The organism is Paenibacillus sp. MAHUQ-63, assembly GCF_028765165.1.
Classification (GTDB): Bacteria; Bacillota; Bacilli; order Paenibacillales; family NBRC-103111; genus Paenibacillus_E.
Genome location: NZ_JARADB010000017.1, coordinates 1 through 21,230, shown reverse-complemented (window position 1 = coordinate 21,230; position 21,230 = coordinate 1). Strand labels below are relative to the sequence as shown.

Sequence of the window (21,230 nt, the reverse complement as noted above, 5' to 3'; positions counted from 1 at the left end):
GGGCGATGAGGTGACAGGAGTGAAAGAGGGAAAACAGCTGCACTTGAACTTATTTATTTTGAGCACCGGTCATCATGAGGCCTCGTGGCGGCATCCGGATGCGCAGCCGCAGCTTGCCACCAGCCTGAGCTACTACCAGGAGCTGGCCAAAACCGCCGAGCGCGGGAAGATGGACTCGATCTTCCTGGCGGAGAAATATCGTTTAACCCCGTTAATTAAATATCGCGTCATTCCCCAGCTGGAGGCATTCACGCTGCTGTCCGCCATCGCTTCGGTAACGAAGCATATCGGTCTGACAGCGACAGCTTCGACCACCTACAACGAGCCGTACCATATCGCCAGGAAGTTTGCCTCGCTCGATCACATTAGCGGGGGTCGTGCCGGATGGAACATTGTGACTTCGACAGGCGACGCCACAGCGCACAATTTCGGCAAAGAGCAGCATCTGGACCACAAAGTCCGCTATGATCGGGGGAAGGAGTTCGTCGAGGTGGCCAAACGGCTGTGGGCCGGCTGGGCGGAGGATGCGCTGCTCGCCGATAAGCCCTCCGGCATCTATGCGGATGTAAGCCGGATTCAGGGCGCTGAATTCAACGGCGACTTTTTCTCCGTTAAAGGAGCTCTCAACATTCCGCGTTCGCCGCAAACGCATCCTGTTCTTGTGCAGGCCGGCTCCTCGGAAGACGGGAAGCAGTTTGCCGCCGAACTCGCGGAAGTGATCTTCACGGCGCAAAATACGATGGAGGACGCCGCAGCGTTCTATACCGATGTCAAAAGCAGAATGCGCCAATTCGGACGCTCGGAGAATGAGGTTATCATTCTTCCCGGCTTCATTCCTTTTGTCGGAGACACGGAAGCGGAGGCCAGGGACAAGGAGCGGGAGCTGAATGAATTGGCCGTTTCCGAATATGGCGTGCGCAGTTTGTCGGACCTGCTCAAAGTGAACTTGTTTGACTATCCGTTGGACGGTCCTCTGCCTCTGGCGGCGCTTCCGTCTATCGATCAAATTCAAGGGCAGAAAGCACGGTTCCAGCTCTATGTGGATCTGGCACGCCGGGAGCATCTGACGATTCGCGAGCTCATTATCCGTACGGCCGGCGGGAGAGGGCATTTTACTTTCGCAGGTACTGCTGTGCAGATTGCGGATGTGATGGAGCGTTGGCTGAAGAATGGAGCAGCGGACGGATTTAATTTGATGCCGCCCCTGCTGCCGTGCGGTTTGGATGATTTCGTGGACAAGGTCATTCCCGAGCTGCAGAATAGGGGGATTTACCGGACGGAGTACAGCGGCACGACGCTTCGCGAACATCTCGGGCTGGCATCCCGCCGTGAGCTTGCAACCCCAACCGGCAGTTAGGGGAAAGAAGGTTTAAGTGAAGGCGCTCCAAGATGGGGCGTCTCTTCAGGTTCAGTACAAAAAGAATGACGCAAGGCGCGCAGCCTTCCGTCATTCTTGGTCATTCTTATGTGAAAAGCCCGTCAGCAAGCGGGCGGTTGTACAGGCTGCGGCACGTTGCGGCTGCAATCGATATACATCGGATAGACGACCTCTTTCAACCCTGCAGCAGGCACCAATTCCTCCGGTTCTTCCAATCCCTCGAATACTTCAATGACTCTCACGGCATTCTCGGTTTCAGATTGATTCTGATAGGAGAGCATCATCGTTCTATTCCTCTTGAATACGTCGATACACAGACACAACATGAGACCAACAACGAACAAGCCTAAGGCAATGAACTCCAAATCTCTCATTATGGTTGCCCTCCTATGAATCCTTTTTCATAGGTTAGCTCACTCCGGATGCAATGTCGCTCGAAAACCGTTGTCGGATTCTAGCTTATTTGCGCGAGCGGCATGCCGGGACATAAAGAGCTGTCCGCAGGGTCGCGATGGACCCTGCAGACAGCTCTCTGTTATTTGGCGGCTTGCGGACCGGCTGCTTCATCGGCGGATACGGATGCTGCGCCTGCATCCAGCTTGATTTCTTCGCGAAGCAAGTAGGTGAAGTACAGCACATAGTAAGAGACGAGGACGAAGAAGACGCCTGCAGTCAAAGGGTCCTCGGTGAATTGCATCGGATCTGCCGGGTTCATCCTGGCCGGGTCCGGGGACAGCGCGATGAAGGCCAACCGGTAAACGATGCGGCTGAGGAACAGCACGAGGACGGCGATTTCGATCCAGAGGTGCGTCCGGTAATACCAGCCGTCCGTCCGATATTCGAAGCGGGTGTGGCGGATGGCGGTCATTCCCAGACCTGCGCCGGCAGCAAGGCCGATGACATAGCCGATGAAATGACTGGGATGGACGAAGCCTAGCAGGAAAATCACGATTCCGAGCAGGCTGAACAGGGTGAGACGGAATTTGAGCCGCCGTTTGGCCAGCCTCTGAAAGCCGATCGTACGTTTCGTTCGACGATAAATGATAAAGCCGATGATAAGAAAAGGGATGGCTAGATGCATCCAATCCTGCATGAAGGATCCTCCAATCGGGTTATTCCATTTTCATATTGTAGCAAATTTAGGCAGCTTGTCATGAGAAATGTTATTCCGTTTACAAAAAACTGTCATACACTTAATAGTAGTGCGATAAACTTACTTTACACACAAAATGTGCCGCAAGGGAGTTGACTGACAATGGCTCTAATCACTCACGTTAATGTATGTAATGCAGACAATGAAATTTACTGCTGTCTCCGAAATAAAATCGTCAAGTTGGATGCCCATCAGCAAGAGCAGTTCTGTCAAGGCTGTAAAATGTATGCCGGCAATGCGGATGCTTATGGACGCGGTATAACTTGTGTTTGGGAAGATCTGCGGGACGTCAGCAATCCGCATATCGTCAAAGATCCGCTTGAGGAATTTGCCCATAATCAAATCAAAGAAGTGCCGACTGAGGGTCCGGCCTTATTTGTATATACAACCGAATGGTGAAACATATCCTCTTTGATTTCGATGGCACACTCGTCGACTCCAGAGCTTTGCTCGTCAAGCTGTATAATGAAATGGCAGAGCAGCACCAGTTTCGCAGGATTCGAGATACGGATCTGGCGCTGCTCCGGTCGCTTTCCATCGCAGAGCGGGTCGACCGGCTGGGTGTGCCGGCACTGCAGATTCCCAAGCTCATCGTCGCGGGCAGACAGCTCTATCAAGAGAATATCAAAACGCTTCATATCGTTCCGGGTATGAAAGATGTCATCGCGAAGCTTTCTTCACAGGGTGTGAAGTGCTCCATTCTTTCCTCCAATTCGGAGGCTAACATTCGTACGTTTCTGAAAAATAACAAAATGGACGGCGCCTTCAAAGAAATTATCTCGGCGAAACTGCTGTTCGGCAAGCATCACTCCATTCGCAAAGTTATGAAGCAGTGGGGGACCACGCCTTCCCGCATGATTTATGTCGGAGACGAGCTGCGAGACATCGAGGCATGCAAGAAGCTGGGCGTGCCCATTGTTGCGGTCACATGGGGGTATGACGCGCCGCGTCTGCTGCTCAGAGGGGGACCGGATTATTTGGTTCATACGCCAGGAGAGCTGCTGAGAACCTTGCTGGGAGTATGAGAACATGAAGTAGCTGCCTGGGCAGGTCCGGGGCGGCTATTTGTATTGCATTTGGATGGAGGGGGGCGGTAAGCGGCGGCGTTAGTCGCAACATTCGCAGTTCCCACGTCCTGTCATGTAGAATAGAGGAGAAGGAGCACATTGCCAATAGGGGGAGTCTTATGCTTTTCTATCTCATCATTATCGTCGTTGCAGCTATTGATCAATTATCGAAAGTCTGGGTCCGCTCCATGCTGAGTGTGGGGGAATCCATGCCGTTCTATAAAGACATCGTTTCCTTCACGTATTACCAAAATACGGGGGCGGCGGGGAGCTCGCTTCAGGGCTGGGCACCCTATCTGGGCGTTGTTTCCGTTGTCGTCGTCGCGGTGATCATTTATTACCGGCACAAGGGGCGCATGCAGAGCATCCTCCAGCAGTGCGGGGCAGCGTTCTTCGTTGGCGGGGCCATCGGGAATGGTATTGAGCGGCTGTTGTTCGGGAAGGTGACGGATTTTATCGTCTTCCGTTCAGGAGATGGCATTATGAATATTGCGGACTTGGCGATTAACCTGGGCGTGGTGCTGTATGTGGTGGATATGTTTCTCTCCATTCGGCATAGAGGCTTTGGTAAGGAAAAACCGATTCCTTAATATAGGACTTATAAACTATTTTTGTAGATCAAAGGTACTATAATGTGATATGCTTTCCATAGACGGTTACAGACCGGGTTGAAGTTAAACTGGGAGATGGTAGCATGAGTGATGGGAGCATGAGGCCGGAGAGACAGGCTTTAATCGATGAATTTTTTGTCATGATCCGCAAGTTGAACCGGACCGGCGCAGACATTATCCACGTGAGGGAGTTTTTCTGGAAAGCGTCGGAAATTCGCGGCTTCATTCCGCCGACGGTGGAATTCATGACGGTGCTCAAAGCGTATAATGCCGTTCTATTTCACGAATTTCGCAAATCACTTGTACCGAATACAAGCATGCATATACTGGCGAACGTTAATATGGAAGCAGGGGAAGCGCTGATCAGTCTCGGCATAACGAGTCTGGAGCAGCTTCAGCTTGCGGTCAAAGGAAAGATCATGGAACAGGCTGCAGAGGGATAAAAAAAGCCAAGCGAGAGCTGCCGGGGGGCAGATTTCGCTTGGTTTTTTTGTGCTCCGCCTGCATGGCGGATGAACGCGAGGGGGTGGGCCTCGCTAACGGACAGGGAAGCCCTTATTGCAAGCAATAGGGCTTCATCGGAATTGTAACGGACACGGGGGCCGTTATTTGCTCATTTGGGCGGGAAAACGCCCTGAAAATCGGCAAATATGGTCTCTGGTGTCCGTTAGCGGCGAAATGCCGCGCTATTCGCAGGAATAGCGTCCTCTGAGTCCGTTAGACTCGGCGGACGAGCACCGGGCGCAGCGTGGAGAGGCAGGTTCCGCTTATCCCGTGCGGGGCCAATGCCAATTCGCGCGGGGGGCGGGCCTCGCTAACGGACAGGGAAGCCCTTATTGCAAGCAATAGGGCTTCATCGGAAAAGTAACGGACACCGCGGCCGTTATTTGCTCATTTGGGCGGGAAAACGCCCTGAAATCGGCAAATAAGGTCTCTGGTGTCCGTAAGCGGCGAAATGCCGCGCTATTCGCAGGAATAGCGTTCGCTGAGTCCGTTAGACTCGGCGGACGAGCGCCGGGCGCATCGTGCGGAGAGGCTTATGCGGAGGTCGATGCCATCCGCGCGTGGCGGAGAGGCTAGGTCCGCTCACCCCCTGCCGGGGAGACGATATCCCCGCCTGGCGAGCGCTATTCGTCCTTCTTCTGGCCCATAGCAGCCATCAGCTTCTCGGCGAGCGAACTGCCAAGCTGGGTCTGATCGGAGTACTGCTCGATCAGTTGGCGGTTCGCCTTGGCCGAGGCGCGGCGGCCGCCTCCGCCTGAGCCGTCTTTGTCAACCTTCTCGACGACGTTGCATGGACGGCATTGGAAATACTTACCGGACTTCCCGTTATGGATTTCCATCTTCTTATGGCATTGCGGACAACGATGGTTCGTCAGCTGTCCGTCGGCCTCGCGCTTGTAGGAGCATTCGCGGCTGGAGCAGACGAGATAACGCCCGCGCTTGCCCTTGACTTCCTGCAGGAACTCCCCGCAATCCGGGCACTTGCTGCCCGTAAGGTTATGCGGCTTGTAAGCCGCGTCGCTTTTCTTCACTTCACTAACCAATTCCACCGTTTTCTTGCGAATGCCGCTCAAAAACTGCTCCATGCTGCCTTTGCCTTTGGCAATCCGCTCGAGCTCCTGCTCCCACTTGGCCGTCAGCTCCGGCGACCGCAGCTCCTCCGAGGCCAGCTCAATCAGCTGCTTGCCCTTGCCTGTCGGGATCAGCTGCGAGCCTTGGCGCTCGATCGTGTCCGAGGACACGAGCTTCTCGATAATATCCGCGCGCGTTGCCGGCGTGCCAAGCCCCCATTTCTCCATCTGCGCGAGCAAGGACGCTTCCGTATAGCGGCCCGGCGGCTTCGTCTGCCGGTTGAGCTGGCGGGCCTGCTTGACGGTGACGGCATCCTGCTCCTTCGCCTGTGGCAGCAGCTGGGACGGATCGTCATCACTGTCCGTCTCATCGCGGTCCGGATCGCTGAAGTCGCTCGCGCCGTAAACTTCTTTCCAGCCGCCGTCTTTGACGACTTTGCCTGAGGCATGCAGCTTCTCCCCGGCGACCTCGACCGTTAGCTTCGTTTCATCGTACCGGCAAGGCCCGTAGAACAAGGACAGGAAGCGGCGCACGATCAAATCGTACAGCCTGCGCTCATCCGCGCTTAAGCTCGCCAGCGCAACCGGTTCGCCGGTCGGAATAATCGCATGATGGTCGGAAACCTTGCTGTCGTCGACAATACGCTTCGTAATCGCCAGCGGCTTGCGCAGCAGCGGGGCGGCAAGCGGCGCATAAGGGCCGATGGCTGCGCCCTTGATTCTGCCGGCGAGCGTCGGCGCCATATCCGAGGTGAGATAGCGGGAATCCGTCCGCGGGTACGTGACGATCTTGTATTGTTCGTACAGCCGCTGAAGCACGTTCGACGTCTGTTTGGCCGAGAAGCCGAATTTGCGGTTGGCGTCGCGCTGCAGCTCGGTCAAGTCGTAGGCGAGCGGGTGCGGTATTTGTTTCTCCGTCTTCGCAATGCTCACGATGCGGCCGCTCTGCCCTTGCAGCTTCGCTTTCAGGCCGTCGGCGCGCTCGCGGTCGAAGATACGCGTGTCGCCGGTTTTGGGATCCCGCCACACCGCGCGGAAAGAGCCCAAATCCGCCTCGATCGACCAGTAGTCAACAGACCGGAAATCCCGGATTTCCTTCTCACGGTCGATCATCATAGCCAGCGTGGGCGTCTGTACACGCCCGGCGGACAAGGACGCGCCGAACTTGCTCGTCAGCGCGCGCGTCACATTAAGGCCGATCAGCCAATCGGCCTCGGAACGGCAGACGGCGGCCTGGTACAGCCGGTTGTAATCCGTGCCCGGCTTCAGCTGCGCGAAGCCGTCGCGAATCGCCTGATCCGTCTGCGACGAAATCCAAAGCCGTTTGAACGGCTTCTTCCAGCGGATCAGCTCCATAATCCAGCGGGCGACGAGCTCGCCTTCCCGCCCGGCATCCGTGGCGATGATCAGCTCGGCGAGATCGCCGCGGCGGCTCAATTGCTCGATGCCGCGGTATTGATGCGAGGTTTCCTTCAATACCTTGAGCTTCATTCGCTCAGGGAGGATAGGCAGATCTTCCAGATTCCACGTTTTGTATTTGGCATCGTAATCATCAGGCTCAGCAAGCGTAACCAGGTGCCCCAGCGCCCAGGTAACGACATATTTGGGGCCCTCATAATGATGCTTCTGCTTCTGCGTGCAGCCGAGGACGCGGGCAATTTCCTTGGCGACACTCGGTTTTTCGGTGAGTACAAGAGTTTTCATAGCAATAACGACCTCATTTCTAATTACAAATTAGCATAAGCCAAACCGGAGCTCTTTTCAAATGATAGAAGCAGGGCGGAAAAATGGGAATAAAAAAATTGTCGTCTTATAAGAGATAATGTCTTTTTTTGACTGGGATAAAAGGTATAATAAGAAGATAGAAGGTAGGAAAGGAGCTGATGCCGAAGTGGGACGCGTTTCCTCGTATTTCTCCAACCAAACGCTTAAAATGCGGTTTCAATTATGGGCGGGTGGCGCCATAGTGGCATTGGCCGTTTCAATTCTTGTTCCTTTTTATTACATCGAGCAAAACGACCGTGTGAATGAAGCACAGCTTCAGCTCAAACAGGTTATTACCCTGCAGGGTTTATATATAGAAAGATGGGCACAGGAAAAATTGGATGCGATCAAGCGTTTCGCACTCTCGGACAATGCCAAGTTTCACCGGATCGGCGATTTGAAGAGGGAGTTTCAAAATTACGGCAAGGTCAATTCGGAGTTCGAATCCATTCAATTCGTCGAAAAGGACGGCTATATACGGATTGCTCCTGATGTAAGCGTGTACGTCGGGGCTAAACCTTTCTTCGCGCAGGTTAAGGATCAGAAAAAAAGCTACATCTCCAGCGTGGATATTTCCCCTGAATCCGGGAAGCCGATGATTATGTTCGCCGCTCCGGTGCTCGGAGATGCCGATGATTTCCAGGGGGCTGTTCTGGGCGTCGTGACTTTGGATACGCTGAACACATTGATGAAGCAGCTCAGCTTCGGAGAGACGGGAGAAGTGTATGTGCTGGATGCGGATGGACAAATCGTGACCCGTTCCATGCGCAATCTGGACATGCGGAACGTAAACGCCGCTCTGGCGACGTCGGAGATCGTCGAGATGGCCAGGAAGGAAGTCCCGTCTAATGAGGCGTATGGCGGCTTTCACGGGGAGCAGGTATACGGGCAGTACTTATGGTCCAAAGAGAAGAACTGGATTGTTGTCGGGGAAGTCACCAAGAAAGAGGTACTGGGGAAATTGTATCAGATGAGCATCACGATCATTCTGATCTCCTTAGTTGCCCTTATATGCAGCATACTTGCTGTTTTTATGGTAGCTTCGCGAATTGAGAAGCCGGTGCGTTCGCTGCTGCGCGCTACGAAAATCATTCAAAAAGGGAGTTATGATTATCAGATCGATGCCGGCGAAATCCGAAACGCTCCCATTGAGCTCCGGCAATTGGTCAACACGTTCAATATGATGGCGGAGAAGCTGAAGAGGACGATTTCCCTATTGGAGCACTATGCCAGAATGGACCCGCTCACCGAGATTCACAACCGGCGATATATGATGTCCGTCGGCAATGACAGGCTGCATGCTTGTCTATCGGCAGGACAGACTAGTTCCGTCATCATGATGGATATCGACCATTTCAAAAAAATTAACGACACGTACGGCCATCAAGTCGGGGACAGCGTGCTCTCTCATGTCGCATCCATTCTGAAAGAGCAGGCGGATGCGAATACGATCGTCGCACGCTACGGAGGGGAAGAGTTCATCATCCTCTGCCTCCGGCAAAGTGCGCAGCAGTGTGCAAGCTTGGCAGAAACGATTCTGGAGCATATCCGGCAAACGGCTTATCGGGATGAGAAAGTGACGGTGCCCCTGACGGCGAGTATCGGCATCGCTGAATTTTCACCGAAGCTGGAATACGGCACCATGATTCTCGAGGATATGGTTTCCAGAGCGGATCATGCGCTGTACCGCGCGAAATCGGCCGGGCGCAACCGGGTGGAGCTGGACAGATAATGACTTATCGGTCCGGCTTTTTTGCTATGCCAATTTAATTGGTCAGAAATTCCAACGTTTGGTGTATAATAGTCGATGGGTATTCGAATTACCAACATTTAGGGGGTTAACCATGCAAAACACAGCTTTAAGACCGATGGGAATCGGGAGAATTCTGGATCGGAGCTTTCATTTGTACCGTAAACATTTTATGGTATTAACGACGGTTATGCTGATTCTTTACGGTCCGTTCTATCTTCTGCAGCATTTGCTTACATACCGGGAAACAGCCGTTACTTCAAATACGGTGCTTGATTATATCCGCAATGGCGGTTCATTGGAAGAGATGTTCGGACCCGGATCGCCTCTGCTGCAAAATAACCCTGAGCAGTACGATCCTGCCTACATAGGGAAAATGCTTTTGTTCGTACTGATCTTGCTGCCGATCATGCTGCTGGGTCTTATGCCGGCTTCGATCGCATCGGTCGTACATCTGGTGAAAGCCAACCTGTATGGCGAAGAGACGCCTACGCTGGGACAGCTCTTGAAGAAGTCGTTCGCTCGTTTCTGGCCGCTGGCCGGCAGTACGTTCCTGGACGGACTCATCTTGGTCGGCATTTATATGGGATTAGCTATTATTCTTATTATTTTTGCGGTTGTTTTTGCGCTTGGCAGCGGCTTTTCGAATGCGGTCGGCGGATTCGGCGGGGGCGCGCTGGTGTTCTCGATTATATTTTTTATCGCAGTAGGGTTAGGATCGCTTATCACATTCGCTTACTTCTTCATTCGCTGGTGCTACTATTTGCCTTTCGTAGCGCTCGGAGAGGATTCGATCGGCATCGGTCTCAGCTGGAACTTAACGCGGCGCAGCTTCTGGCGGTTATTCGGCATGTACGTGGTGCTTACACTCATTCTGTATGTGTTCCTGATCGTCATTCAGCTCGTTATCGGAGCTCTGCTTGGCACAGGGCTAGGCGCTCAGCTGCTGCAAAGTTTAATTACCATCCTGACGATGGCGCTGTGGTACCTGCCTTATGCGGTTAGCTTTTTCGATTTGCGGATACGCAATGAAGGTTTGGGTCTGCAATCGCTCATCGACAGCACGATTCCTGCGGGTACGGAGGATTCGGAACCGTTCCAGATCGATTTGGATAAAAAGAATGACTAAGACCGGCTTCGTACTCTCTGTGCAAGACGACAAGGAGCAGCTGCTGCAAATTTTGCAGAAGGATGAATACACGGCTTATGAAGCCAAGCAGAACGGATCGATCTGGACATGGCTGGAGCCTCTGCTCCGTAAAATAAAGAGTTGGCTGCCCGACTTCAAGATGTCCGATTCCGTGACCGATTGGCTGACCGTAGGCGTCGCGATCGTGCTGCTCGGCGTGGCCGGATTTGCGATCTATTGGTTCATGAAGCAAATCGTGCGGCAGAAGCGGATCCGTTCGCAGGCGTTCTTGCCGGAAGGCGAAATCAGCCGTTCCTACCGCTTTTACTGGGAACAATCGGCAGGGCTAAGGAACGAGGGAGCATGGAGAGAAGGCGTGCGAGCCGTCTTCTTATCCCTGCTGTTCTATATGGAAGATGCGCGTATGATTCGGGTAGAGAAATGGAAGACGAACTGGGAATATGCGGAGGAGCTGGAACGGTCGGCTTCATCGCTTGTTCCGTTATTTCAAGAGAGCTCGCTGCTCTTCGAGCGGATTTGGTATGGCCAAGAAGCGGTTAGCGAGGGGCAATTTGCATGGCTGTACGAACAGGTTGCCGGGGTGATAGGCGGAAAGGGGGGCGGCGCGGATGCGGAAGGGGCTGAATAAGCTTCATGTGGGACTTGCTCTCAGCATTGTCGTGTTTCTCTGCCTGGGCTATTGGCTGGTGAAACCCAAGCTCCCCGATCAGGCACCTTATTTGTCTTTCTCCACCGATGTCGACGGCACCAAAGCTTGGAGGGAGCTGCTTGGCACGAAGCAGCACGCCGTTAAGGAATGGCGGCTGAGTTGGAAGAATCTGCCCAGCGGTGCTTCTGCGCTGCTGGTTGTCGTTCAGCCGTCGGGCGTGACTAAGGCGGATCGCGAGCAGCTGCTTCAGTGGGTACAAGCCGGCCATGATGTCATCCTGTTCGACCGGAATCCGGCCGGCTGGGCGTCATGGGGAACGGTTCCGATTAGCGGTGCCGATGTTCACGAAGAGGGCGGAGCGGCTGCAACGCAAGGCGGTGCGGAACCGGAAGCGGAGCTCTCGGCGATACGGGTCTCGCCGGATTATGTCCCGGGCGCCGGCACACTGACGGGTGTCGTCGACACGTCCTACCGGCTCAACCCGAACGGTAACGCCGAGGTGCTGCTCGAGGATGAGCATGGCGTGCTCGCCAGCCGCATCCGGGAAGGTGCAGGCACCATCACCGTCGTGCTGGCACCGCAGTGGCTGCAGAATGAGAACGTCGATCAAGCGTCCCATTTCGAATTGATCTGGCCGCTGTTCGCGAAGTCCTGGGACGCCGTGTGGATCGATGAGACGCACCACGGCTACGGGACGAAGCCCGGACTGCTGGCCGTCTATCCGGCGTGGCTCGTCATCGCGAGCGTCCAGCTCGGCCTGGCGCTGGCGCTGTGGCTCTGGCTGCGCGGCAAGCGCTTCGGCCCCGTCCACACGCCGCGGGCGTGGACGGTCCGCCGCGGCGACGAAGGCGTACACGCCGTCGCCGCCTGGTATGAACGCCTCGGCGCAAGGCGCGAGGCGCTCGGGCACCAGCAGCTGTTCCTGCGGCAGCTGCTGCACCGGCGCTGGGGGCTCAGACCCAGCGCCGATGCTTCAGAGGCCGCGGAGGCTGCGCGCGGCCGCATGTCTTCCGCGCAAGCGGCGCAGCTGGCGCGCTTGCTGGAGGAGCCGCCGGCTGAGGGCGGCGGCGCGAAGGCGTTCGTGCAGCGAACGCGGGAGATGGGCGAAATGATCGCCTACTTGGAGAAGGAGTGAACGCAAGTGAATGAACTTATACAAGCGATGGAGCAGCACGTGTTCGGCCAGAAGCTGAACACCCGGCTGCTCGTTACCGCCCTGCTGGCGGGCGGACATGTTCTGTTGGAAGGCGTGCCGGGTCTCGGGAAGACGAAGATGGCGCGCACGCTCGCGCAGTTAACGGGCGGCGAATACCGCCGTATCCAGTTTACGCCGGATTTAATGCCGGGCGATATTACAGGCAGTGTGATCTATCAGATGCAGGACCAGACATTTGCCACTGTCAAGGGTCCCGTCTTCACTCATATTTTGCTGGCTGATGAAATTAATCGTTCCGGTCCCAAAACGCAAGCGGCTCTGCTGGAAGCGATGGAGGAGCGGCAGGTGACGATTCAGGGCCATACGTACAGACTGCCGGATCCATTTTTTGTCGTAGCTACCCAGAACCCCGTCGAATACGAAGGGACGTATCCGCTGCCGGAGGCTCAACTCGACCGGTTCATGTTCAAGCTTCAGCTGGACTACCCGGGCGAAGAGGCCGAAGTGGCGATCCTTCGGGGGCATGTGCCGTTTCATGAGCAGCAGGAGGAGCGGGCGCTTACCGCCGTGCTGACGCCCGGGCGGATCATCCAGCTGCAGCGAAAGCTGGCGGAAGTGGTGGTAGAGGATTCGCTGTACACCTACATGGCTACGATTATTCGCAAAACCCGCGAATCCAAACGGGTTCAACTGGGCGCAAGTCCGCGCGCCGGGATTGCCGTGCTCATGGCCAGCAAAGCTTGGGCTTTGCTGGATGGACGGGCATACGTCACGCCGGACGATATCAAGCTTGTCGCGCGGCCTGCGCTGCGGCACCGGCTGCTGTTGACCCCGCAAGCGGAACTGGAGGGCGGGACAAGTGACCACATCATCCAAGAAACGCTCGGCTCTATTCCGGTTCCTCGATAAATTCGTATTCCAGGAATTCATCGTACCGACACGCCGCTTCATTCTGCTCGTTGCCGTCGGCGCAGCCGTCATGGTCGCTGCCGCTTTCGCGGATGCGGTTATGCCTGTTTTCTGGAGCTGCAATGCGCTGTTAATCGTCCTCAGCGGCGTCGACTTGGCCTTGCTGCCCAAGCGCAGCGCTTGGCGGGTTCGCCGGTCACTGCCGGAGCAAGCGGATGTGAGGAGCTCTGTGGAGATTCGACTGGAGCTTGAGTATGCGGAGCGCGGGTCAGCGAATGTTGAAGTTGAGCTTATCGATCATTTGCCGGCTGCGTTTCGTACGCCGAACGGGATATTAAGCGGCACCTTTCGCGGAATGACGGCGGTTTACCGCTATACGGCGATGGCCATGGAACGAGGCAGGTACGATTTGGAACATATCGATCTGCGTTATTGGGGCGGCTTAGGCCTGTGGAAGAAGCAGGCGAGGCTCCGCTCGGCCGACGTCATCGAGATTTATCCCGACTTATCGCAGGTAAGGGGCGTGCTTGGGGCTGCCCAGGACACGTTGATTCTGGAAGGCCACCGCTTGTTCAAGAAGCAGCGGAGCGGGTCGGAGTTCCACTATATCCGCGATTATGTGCAGGGGGATGATGTCCGGCATATCAATTGGCAGGCGTCGGCGCGGACGACGAAGCTGATGACGAACCTGTACCAGCCGGAGAAAGGCAAGATTGTCACGATCGTCCTTGACTGCGGCAGACAGATGGCCATTGAGCTGGAGGGTCAGGTCAAGCTGGACCGGACGTTGGAAGCCGCCTTAACGTTAGCCGCCGTGGCACTCAAACAGGGGGACCAGGTCGCGCTCGTCGCTTACTCGAATCAGGTGAAGGTGTATGTACCACCGGGGAAAGGGCTTGCGCATCTGCAGGCAGTAACGAAGGCTGTGTTCGATCTGCGTACCGATTTCGTGGAATCGAGCCCGCAGGTCGCTTTCTCCCATGTGCTGCGCTTCCTGAGGAAGCGTTCGTTAATCGCTCTGTTCTCCGATATGGAAAGCTATCTGCACAACGAGGAAATGCTGCCTTATGTGCAGCGGCTCCGCAGAAGCCATCATGTGCTGCTCCTGTCCTTGCAGGATCCGCTGCTGCATCAATGGGCGCGCATTCGCGCCGAGGACAGTCGTCAGGCTTACCTGCAGAGCGTGGCGCAGCGGATGGCGACTGACCGCTACGGCTATGTAAGCGAAATGGCCGGCAGAGGCATCCCTGTGATGGATGTCCCCGCCGAACGGTTGACGCTGAGCGCCGTTAATGCGTATTTGGATTTGAAAGCTCGCGATCGCTTATAGGAGGGCCTGCGAATGTGTTGGCGCGGATATTCGCTCTATGACGAATGCCGTACGCATAGTAGACGGCCAGCAGCAGTAACGTGACGCCGGCTATGAGATATTTCATCTCCAGCGACAGAGTTGAGGGCGTAATGTAGCCTTCAATGATCCCCGCGATGACGAACAAGGGAATCGTGCCGATCAGCAGTTGGGCCGATTCCTTGGCTGACTCCAGGAAAAGCAGCTTGCGCGGATAAGGTCCCGGCACGAAGAAGCGATAGCCCATATACAAGCCGGCTCCGCCGGCGATGAAAATAGCCGTAAGCTCGATAATCCCATGCGGCAAAATGTAGGCCCAGAATACATAGCTCTTCCCTGCATGCATGAACACGGCGGCTAACGCACCAACGAGAAGCCCATTGCTGATCATGAGATAGACGGTTCCGATGCCAAGCGTCACGCCGCTGATGAAGGCGAGGACGGCGACCCGGATGTTATTCGTCATAATGGCGGTTGACACAAGCGGCGAATGTAAGTCGCCGCGGGGATTCGCCGTTTTGGAAGGATCGATGTTATCGGCGATCGCGCCTGGCATAATCAGGGACAGATTGAGCGGGTCGTGCCAAACGGACAGGAAGCCGAGCAGCCCTCCAAGCAGGAAAAGAACGAGCGCGAAGAGTATGAAGGCGGCCCTGGCTTGGATCAGTGAAGGAAAGTATTGCAGGAAGAATTGTTTGAGCTGGGTGCCGCTTCGGTTGCTTTCCCGGTACAAGGCATTGTGCGCCTGGGAGACGAGATGGTTCAAATATACAGTTGTTTCGCCTGCAGGCGAGTGGGTCTGCAGCGTGGCCAAGTGAACGGAGACCGCTTGGTAAAGTTTCGTGAAACGGTTCACATGGCTGGCGCTTAGACCGCGTTTCCTTCGGTTCAGCTGCAGCAGCAGCTCTTCAAGCTCTGTCCATTGCGATTTGTGCTCGCGGATGAAGCGCGTGATGTCCATGAATGCCTCCTAGGGTCAGGTACGTTGGAAAAGTTATTGTTCATTTTATCATAGGCAAGAGCGTGATTACCATAATTTTGAAATGTTAAGGAGATGCTATGACGGAGTCTCTGGATAAAGAAGTAACGATCATTACCCCCGAACAGGTGAAACTGCAGTTTCAGACGGCCGGGATCGGCAGCCGAGCGGTGGCGCACCTGTTGGATGGCCTTATTTTACTTGTGGTTAATTGCATATTGTTTCTGTTCGTATTGTTAGTGAGCAGGCTGTATTCGGGGGATTGGCTGCCGGGCGCCGCCGATTATATGATCGCCATTACCATCGTCTTATGGATTGTGTTGAACCTGGGCTACTTCGTCGGCACGGAAGCGTTCATGGGCGGACAGACGCCGGGGAAAAGATGGCGGGGACTGCGCGTGCTGCAAAATAACGGACAATCGGCTACGCTCTTATCGATTATCATCCGCAACCTGTTTCGCTTGCTGGATATGCTGCCGTCCCTATATTTCCTAGGCGCGCTAAGCATTGTGCTGAGCCCGAAGGATAAGCGGATCGGTGATATGGTTGCCGGTACGATCGTTGTGATCGAAGCCCGGTTTGAACGGATGAAGCGGCGAAAGCAGCTCGATAAAGCCATAGCCCGCAAAAAATATCCGGATCTGCTGCTGGATATCGATGAATCGCTGAGGCCGGACATCACGGCAAGCGATTGGCAGCTGCTGCAGGCATGGGTGGAGCGGGTGCCTACGATGGCCGATAGGAAGCTGGCTGAGCTGGCGGCGCCGATTGCGCACTATTTGGCCAAGAAATTAGGGCTGAAGGTTGGAGACGGAGAGGCTGCCGCTTTCCTGGCTCAGCTGTATGCGAAGCTGCGGGAAGATTGGGAAGTATAAATGCAGGGAGGCGCGGAATAGTGGGAACGACAGCGATTGTAGCGGGAGGTACGGGGTTGGTAGGGCGTGAGCTGCTCCGGCTGCTGCTGGAGGATTCGGCATATGACAAAATCATCGCATTGGTGCGCAGAGACTTCGGCGCGGGTCATCTTCGGGGACATGAGAAGCTTGTTCCATTCATGACGGACTTCAGCCGTTTAGATGCCGTCATGGAGCCTGCTGTCATGGCGGGTGCACATGTCTTCTGCACGCTGGGAACGACGATTAAGAAGGCCGGCTCCCAAGAGCAGTTCCGCCGGGTTGACTTCGACTACCCGATGCAGCTCGGGGAGATCGCCAGCCGGGGCGGGGCACAGGTGTTCGCGATTGTCACGGCGATGGGGGCGAACAGCGCCTCGTCCATCTTCTACAATCGGGTCAAAGGGGACGTCGAGCACGGACTCCGGGGGCTGAATCTGCGCTCCCTCTATATGCTGCGCCCCTCACTGATTCTGGGAGACCGGGACGAGACGCGCGTCGGCGAGCAGTTGGGCGGCTTGGCTTCGCGGGCGATCTCGCCGCTGATGATCGGCGGACTTCGCACATACCGGCCCATTCACGCCACCACGATCGCCGCCGGGTTGATAGCTTCGGCCAAGCTGGGGGAGGCCGGTGCCCATGTTATTTTATCATCCCGGATTGCCGAGCTGGCGAGGATGTAGCTTGCGGCTGAAGCTGCGCGTGTTCGGGGGCTGGACAGGTTACTGGCAGTCAGCGCGTGTGCACCGGATTAACGGCTCCTCTCCTGTCGACGGGCGTACAACTTCCTGCTATAGTTAGTAGCGTTAATGTTTAACACGCCAAATCGTAGAAGGAAAGTAGGTTGTCTTGAATGATCGATCATATTGTACTTGTGAAATTCGCCGACACAACGACGCAGGAGCAGCTGCAGGAAGTGTGCGACCGATTCAAAGCGCTGCGCGCTCATTTGACGGGCATCGTCGATATTCAGGCGGGAATTAACTTTTCCGAGAAAAACAAAGGGTATCAAGTCGTGCTGTCGGTTCGATTCGAGGATCGGGCTGCGCTAGAGGCATATGGTCCTAACCCTGAGCACCAAGCGGTTGCTGCGTATATTCGCGAAGTCGGCCGAGAGGATAGCTTGATTGTTGATATTGAGATTGAGATTTAGATTACGCTACGCTACGCACAGCATGGCTCTCTGCCCCTTGGGGCGGGGGGCTTTTTTGTTATGTGGTGTTAAGGGACGCTAGAGGCGCCGTTTCACTTCCGCTCCTTCCGGTATACCGAAGGGGCATAGCCGCTCCACTTATGAAACTGCTTGGAGAAATACAGCGCATCGTTGAAGCCGACCGAAGAGGCAACCTGGTCGATGGTCATGGGCGTCTCCAGCAATTGTTTGGCGCGTTCCATGCGGATTTTGAGCAGATACTGCATGGGGGACAGCCCTGTAGCTTGCTTGAACATTTTGCACAGATACGTGCGGTGATAGCCCAGCGTGCGAGCCAGTTGCTCTATGGAGACGGCTTGTGTGTACTGCAGCTCCAAATAGCGGACTGCCTGGCTGACCTGCCGGTCGATTTCCGTTACGGTTGAAGGCCTCGCCTTCAGCAGAGGATCGTTGGCCCGCCCTAGCTCGCGAAGCAGCAGTCGAAGCCAGCCGGCAGCCTCGATGTCTTCCAGCGCCGGATGCGGCGAATGCTGGAAGGAGGAGCGGATGCGGCGGTATAGATGCCGAATGCGGCGGGGCGAGCCGCCCGAGATGACGGCATCGTGCGGGGAAGCCCCGATCTGCGAGAGCGTCATGCCGGCGGCACGGCCTGTGAAGGCAACCCAGGAGTAATGCCAGGGGGTCTCGCTGTCGGCCGTGTACCTGAACAGCTCCCCGGGATAGATGATGAAGGTGTCGCCTGCCTTGCAGGCGTAGGTGCGGCCTCGCAGCTCGAACGTCCCGAATCCGGCATGAACGGTATGGACGAGATAGTAATCGTGCACCCCGGGACCTGTGTTATGTAAGGGGAGGGGCTTGCCCTCGCCGCTGAAGAGCACGGACAGCTCGCTGTTGCTTTCATGAGGATTGATGCCGACGGTGAAATAGGTATGATCCGGATTCATGGGAACCTCGACTGGTTTTTGTTTTAGGGTACATCAATAAACTACAAATGTCCATATAAGGGTTCGTTCAATCCATATGATTTTCAGTCGCCCTGGGCTATAGTGAAGATGTTGAAAACGATAACAAATTGGAGGGTATCCACACATGTCCAAGATTACATTTATCGGTGCCGGTAGTACGGTTTTCGCAAAGAACGTACTTGGGGACTGCCTGCAAACTCCCGCCCTGCAAGGCTTTGAGCTCGCTCTTTTTGATATCGATCATGAACGGCTGCAGGATTCGGCCAACATGCTCAATAATATCAAGAAAACGTCCGGCAGCACATCGGTCATCACAACGTATACAGACCGCAAGGAAGCTCTTAGAGGAGCGAAGTATGTGGTCAACGCGATTCAAGTAGGTGGATATGATCCATGTACGATTACGGATTTCGAGATTCCGAAAAAGTACGGCTTGCGCCAAACGATCGCCGATACGGTTGGGATCGGGGGCATTTTCCGCAATTTGCGCACGATTCCGGTTATGCTTGATTTTGCAGCCGATATTCGCGAGGTGTGTCCGGATGCCCTTTTCCTCAACTATACGAATCCAATGGCTGTGCTGACGAATGTGATGAACACGTATGGCGGCGTGAATACGGTTGGTTTGTGCCACAGCGTACAGGTTTGCGTGCCGCACATGTTCAAACACCTGGGCATTGATACGGCAGGCGTTAAGTCCAAAATCGCGGGCATCAACCACATGGCGTGGCTGCTTGAAGTGACGAAGGACGGAGTCGACCTGTACCCGGAAATCAAGAGACGCGCCGCAGAGAAGCAAAAAGAGAAGCACAATGACATGGTGCGCTACGAAATGATGCTGAAATTCGGCTATTACATTACGGAGTCCTCCGAGCATAATGCTGAATACCATCCGTATTTCATCAAACGGAACTATCCGGAGCTGATCGACCGGTTCAATATTCCGCTCGACGAGTACCCGCGCCGCTGCGTGAACCAGATCAGCAGATGGAAACAAATGCGCGAGGATCTCGTGAACGATGCGAACTTGAAGCATGAGCGCTCGCATGAGTATGCTTCCTACATTTTCGAGGCGATTGAAACGGATGTTCCGTTCAAAATCGGCGGCAATGTGATGAACACCGGCCTGATCACGAACCTGCCTCGCGAGGCGTGCGTGGAAGTGCCTTGTCTGGTTGACCGCAATGGCGTAACACCGACCTATGTGGGAGACCTGCCGCCGCAGCTTGCGGCACTTAACCGCACGAATATCAATACGCAGCTCCTGACGATCGAAGCAGCTATCACCGGCAAGCGCGAGCATATTTACCATGCTGCTATGCTGGATCCGCATACTTCGGCAGAGCTGTCGATGGACGATATCGTGGCGATGTGCGACGAGCTTATTGAAGCGCACGGAAGCTGGCTGCCTGAGTATAAGTAAGCATTAACAAAGGGGTAACCGGGAGGTTACCCCTTTGTTTTTGTGCGAGAGTGGGCGGAGCGGAAGGCCTTTGTCGGGGGCGACGCCGTTGTTGGCCGGGGGTGATGCTTGGCCACGGAGGCTGTGCAGCAGACGCCATGTTGTAGGCGTCATGTCGTAGACGCGATGCCGCAGACATCAAGTTGTAGATGTAAGTCGTAGACGCGATGCCACAGTCACCAAGTCGTAGACTGCATGCCGCAAACATCAAGTTGTAGACGAGATGCCACAGCCATCAAGTCACAGACACCATGCCATAGACACCAAGTCGTAGGCGCACTCGGCCGCAACCTCCTGATTGCTGACGCCTATGTGAATGTATACGATTTTTCGAGTAAAATCTTCGAGTTAACGGTAAAAATCAAAAATGTATTCTATTTTTCAAATAGAATTACCGATTTCCCGTCAAAATCGAAGAATGTATATGATTTTTCAAATAGAATGAATCAGGCGGGCAAGTGGAGGGCAAATTCGGCTAATGCAGACATGGTCAAAACCTAAAGAAACCACAGGTTCGCCTGGTAGTTTCTAAGACTGCTCTGTTTCCCTGATGCTTTCCACCGCTCCTTAATCGCGTTACCGTCTTTCCCGTCCATAACAGGAAAATCTCCCGCTAAATGCCCCCTTTTACAACGCCGTAGCCCTTTTAAGTGGAAAAACTACCGTTAATTAGCTTGAGTTTACTGATTTTTGTTAAAAAGTGTGCGGATTAACTGGAGAATTTCCCTCTATTCGTTCAATTGGGAATATATTCATGCGATTAGCGGGAGAAATTCCCGTTACGGTATAAGGGCCGAAGCTGCAAAGTCGCTAGGTCACAAGTTAACAGGTCTCCAAAGCTCCAAAGTTGCAAAGTCCAAGGTTACAAGTGCAGAAGTCCACAGGGTTACAAGGTACAGATCTCCAAAGTGACAAAGTCGCAGTGTCTAAGGTTACAAGTTACAGATCTCTAAAGTTACAAAGCTGCAAAGTCGCTAGGTTACTACAGTTCTCCAAAGCTCCAAAGTCGCAGTGTCCAAGGTTCCAAAGCTACACGGCCCCAAAGCTCTAAAGTTGCGCGCACCATCCCCCGGATTCACAGAACCACACAGTCACTTAACTAACCCGCCCATAAAAAATGAACGCCCCCATTGTTAAACAAGTGAACTGTGACCCGTAGGATAGACACTTTTAAAAAAAGTGTCTCCTACGGGTCTTTCTATGTTTTAATGAGGTTATAAAAGAAGCGAGGTATCGGGATGGCTAATAAATTATTTACAGAATTGGATA

General features: G+C 54.6%; 20 protein-coding genes. 15 read left to right on the top strand and 5 right to left on the bottom strand.

Annotation, left to right across the window (positions count from 1 at the left end):
- Positions 1 to 19 precede the first annotated feature (19 nt).
- The gene (locus PUT07_RS34580) at positions 20 to 1,357 is read left to right on the top strand and encodes an LLM class flavin-dependent oxidoreductase (protein WP_379241334.1); all 1,338 of its coding nucleotides are present in this window, start codon (positions 20 to 22) and stop codon (positions 1,355 to 1,357) included.
- Between the two features lie 122 nt (positions 1,358 to 1,479).
- On the opposite strand, the gene PUT07_RS34575 is transcribed toward PUT07_RS34580, so the two are convergent.
- Together PUT07_RS34575 and PUT07_RS34570 are read right to left on the bottom strand one after the other, a co-directional pair.
- Positions 1,480 to 1,752, bottom strand: a complete 273-nt coding sequence (locus tag PUT07_RS34575) for a hypothetical protein (protein ID WP_274473397.1) — start codon at positions 1,750 to 1,752, stop codon at positions 1,480 to 1,482.
- 161 nt (positions 1,753 to 1,913) lie between these two features.
- A complete protein-coding gene (locus tag PUT07_RS34570; protein WP_274473396.1) occupies positions 1,914 to 2,471 on the bottom strand; it encodes a hypothetical protein in 558 nt (185 codons plus the stop codon).
- A 162-nt stretch (positions 2,472 to 2,633) separates the two neighbouring features.
- Here PUT07_RS34570 and PUT07_RS34565 point away from each other — a divergent pair, with 162 nt between their 5' ends.
- From PUT07_RS34565 to PUT07_RS34550, 4 genes are all read left to right on the top strand, one after another.
- Positions 2,634 to 2,930, top strand: a complete 297-nt coding sequence (locus PUT07_RS34565) for a hypothetical protein (RefSeq protein WP_274473395.1) — start codon at positions 2,634 to 2,636, stop codon at positions 2,928 to 2,930.
- Positions 2,924 to 3,556 carry an HAD hydrolase-like protein gene (locus PUT07_RS34560; protein WP_274473393.1) on the top strand — a complete coding sequence of 211 codons (633 nt, stop codon included), beginning with the start codon at positions 2,924 to 2,926 and terminating at the stop codon, positions 3,554 to 3,556. Before PUT07_RS34565 ends, PUT07_RS34560 begins: the two co-directional genes overlap by 7 nt.
- 161 nt (positions 3,557 to 3,717) lie before the next feature.
- Complete coding sequence (gene lspA / locus PUT07_RS34555) at positions 3,718 to 4,188, top strand: signal peptidase II (protein ID WP_274473391.1); 471 nt, start codon at positions 3,718 to 3,720, stop codon at positions 4,186 to 4,188.
- Between the two features lie 104 nt (positions 4,189 to 4,292).
- Complete coding sequence (locus tag PUT07_RS34550; RefSeq protein ID WP_274473390.1) at positions 4,293 to 4,652, top strand: hypothetical protein; 360 nt, start codon at positions 4,293 to 4,295, stop codon at positions 4,650 to 4,652.
- A gap of 684 nt (positions 4,653 to 5,336) precedes the next feature.
- Here PUT07_RS34550 and PUT07_RS34545 read toward each other — a convergent pair.
- Positions 5,337 to 7,487, bottom strand: a complete 2,151-nt coding sequence (locus tag PUT07_RS34545) for a DNA topoisomerase III (RefSeq protein WP_274473389.1) — start codon at positions 7,485 to 7,487, stop codon at positions 5,337 to 5,339.
- A gap of 187 nt (positions 7,488 to 7,674) precedes the next feature.
- Here PUT07_RS34545 and PUT07_RS34540 point away from each other — a divergent pair, with 187 nt between their 5' ends.
- The 6 genes from PUT07_RS34540 (at position 7,675) to PUT07_RS34515 (ending at position 14,491) form a co-directional block, all read left to right on the top strand.
- A complete protein-coding gene (locus tag PUT07_RS34540; RefSeq protein WP_274473388.1) occupies positions 7,675 to 9,279 on the top strand; it encodes a sensor domain-containing diguanylate cyclase in 1,605 nt (534 codons plus the stop codon).
- A 112-nt stretch (positions 9,280 to 9,391) separates the two neighbouring features.
- Entirely contained in the window at positions 9,392 to 10,426 is a 1,035-nt protein-coding gene (locus PUT07_RS34535; protein WP_274473386.1) for a hypothetical protein, read from the top strand.
- Positions 10,419 to 11,075, top strand: coding sequence for a DUF4129 domain-containing protein (locus PUT07_RS34530; protein ID WP_274473385.1), 657 nt, complete (start codon positions 10,419 to 10,421; stop codon positions 11,073 to 11,075). The genes PUT07_RS34535 and PUT07_RS34530 overlap by 8 nt, the downstream gene beginning before the upstream one ends.
- A complete protein-coding gene (locus tag PUT07_RS34525; RefSeq protein ID WP_274473384.1) occupies positions 11,056 to 12,231 on the top strand; it encodes a DUF4350 domain-containing protein in 1,176 nt (391 codons plus the stop codon). Before PUT07_RS34530 ends, PUT07_RS34525 begins: the two co-directional genes overlap by 20 nt.
- Positions 12,232 to 12,237: 6 nt before the next feature.
- A complete protein-coding gene (locus PUT07_RS34520) occupies positions 12,238 to 13,161 on the top strand; it encodes an AAA family ATPase (RefSeq protein ID WP_274473382.1) in 924 nt (307 codons plus the stop codon).
- Positions 13,112 to 14,491 carry a DUF58 domain-containing protein gene (locus tag PUT07_RS34515; RefSeq protein WP_274473381.1) on the top strand — a complete coding sequence of 460 codons (1,380 nt, stop codon included), beginning with the start codon at positions 13,112 to 13,114 and terminating at the stop codon, positions 14,489 to 14,491. Before PUT07_RS34520 ends, PUT07_RS34515 begins: the two co-directional genes overlap by 50 nt.
- Here PUT07_RS34515 and PUT07_RS34510 read toward each other — a convergent pair.
- Positions 14,451 to 15,470: a stage II sporulation protein M gene (locus tag PUT07_RS34510; RefSeq protein ID WP_274473380.1), complete on the bottom strand. Its 1,020-nt coding sequence runs from the start codon at positions 15,468 to 15,470 to the stop codon at positions 14,451 to 14,453. The genes PUT07_RS34515 and PUT07_RS34510 overlap by 41 nt on opposite strands.
- Before the next feature lie 98 nt (positions 15,471 to 15,568).
- Between PUT07_RS34510 and PUT07_RS34505 the strand changes: the two genes are divergently transcribed.
- The 3 genes from PUT07_RS34505 (at position 15,569) to PUT07_RS34495 (ending at position 17,534) form a co-directional block, all read left to right on the top strand.
- Positions 15,569 to 16,363, top strand: a complete 795-nt coding sequence (locus PUT07_RS34505; RefSeq protein WP_274473379.1) for an RDD family protein — start codon at positions 15,569 to 15,571, stop codon at positions 16,361 to 16,363.
- A 20-nt stretch (positions 16,364 to 16,383) separates the two neighbouring features.
- Positions 16,384 to 17,064 carry an NAD(P)H-binding protein gene (locus PUT07_RS34500; RefSeq protein WP_274473378.1) on the top strand — a complete coding sequence of 227 codons (681 nt, stop codon included), beginning with the start codon at positions 16,384 to 16,386 and terminating at the stop codon, positions 17,062 to 17,064.
- Between the two features lie 170 nt (positions 17,065 to 17,234).
- Entirely contained in the window at positions 17,235 to 17,534 is a 300-nt protein-coding gene (locus tag PUT07_RS34495) for a Dabb family protein (protein WP_274473377.1), read from the top strand.
- Positions 17,535 to 17,626: 92 nt separating this feature from the next.
- Here PUT07_RS34495 and PUT07_RS34490 read toward each other — a convergent pair whose 3' ends face one another.
- Positions 17,627 to 18,478, bottom strand: coding sequence for an AraC family transcriptional regulator (locus tag PUT07_RS34490; protein WP_274473375.1), 852 nt, complete (start codon positions 18,476 to 18,478; stop codon positions 17,627 to 17,629).
- 145 nt (positions 18,479 to 18,623) lie between these two features.
- Here PUT07_RS34490 and PUT07_RS34485 point away from each other — a divergent pair, with 145 nt between their 5' ends.
- A complete protein-coding gene (locus tag PUT07_RS34485; RefSeq protein WP_274473374.1) occupies positions 18,624 to 19,922 on the top strand; it encodes an alpha-glucosidase/alpha-galactosidase in 1,299 nt (432 codons plus the stop codon).
- Positions 19,923 to 21,230 lie beyond the last annotated feature (1,308 nt).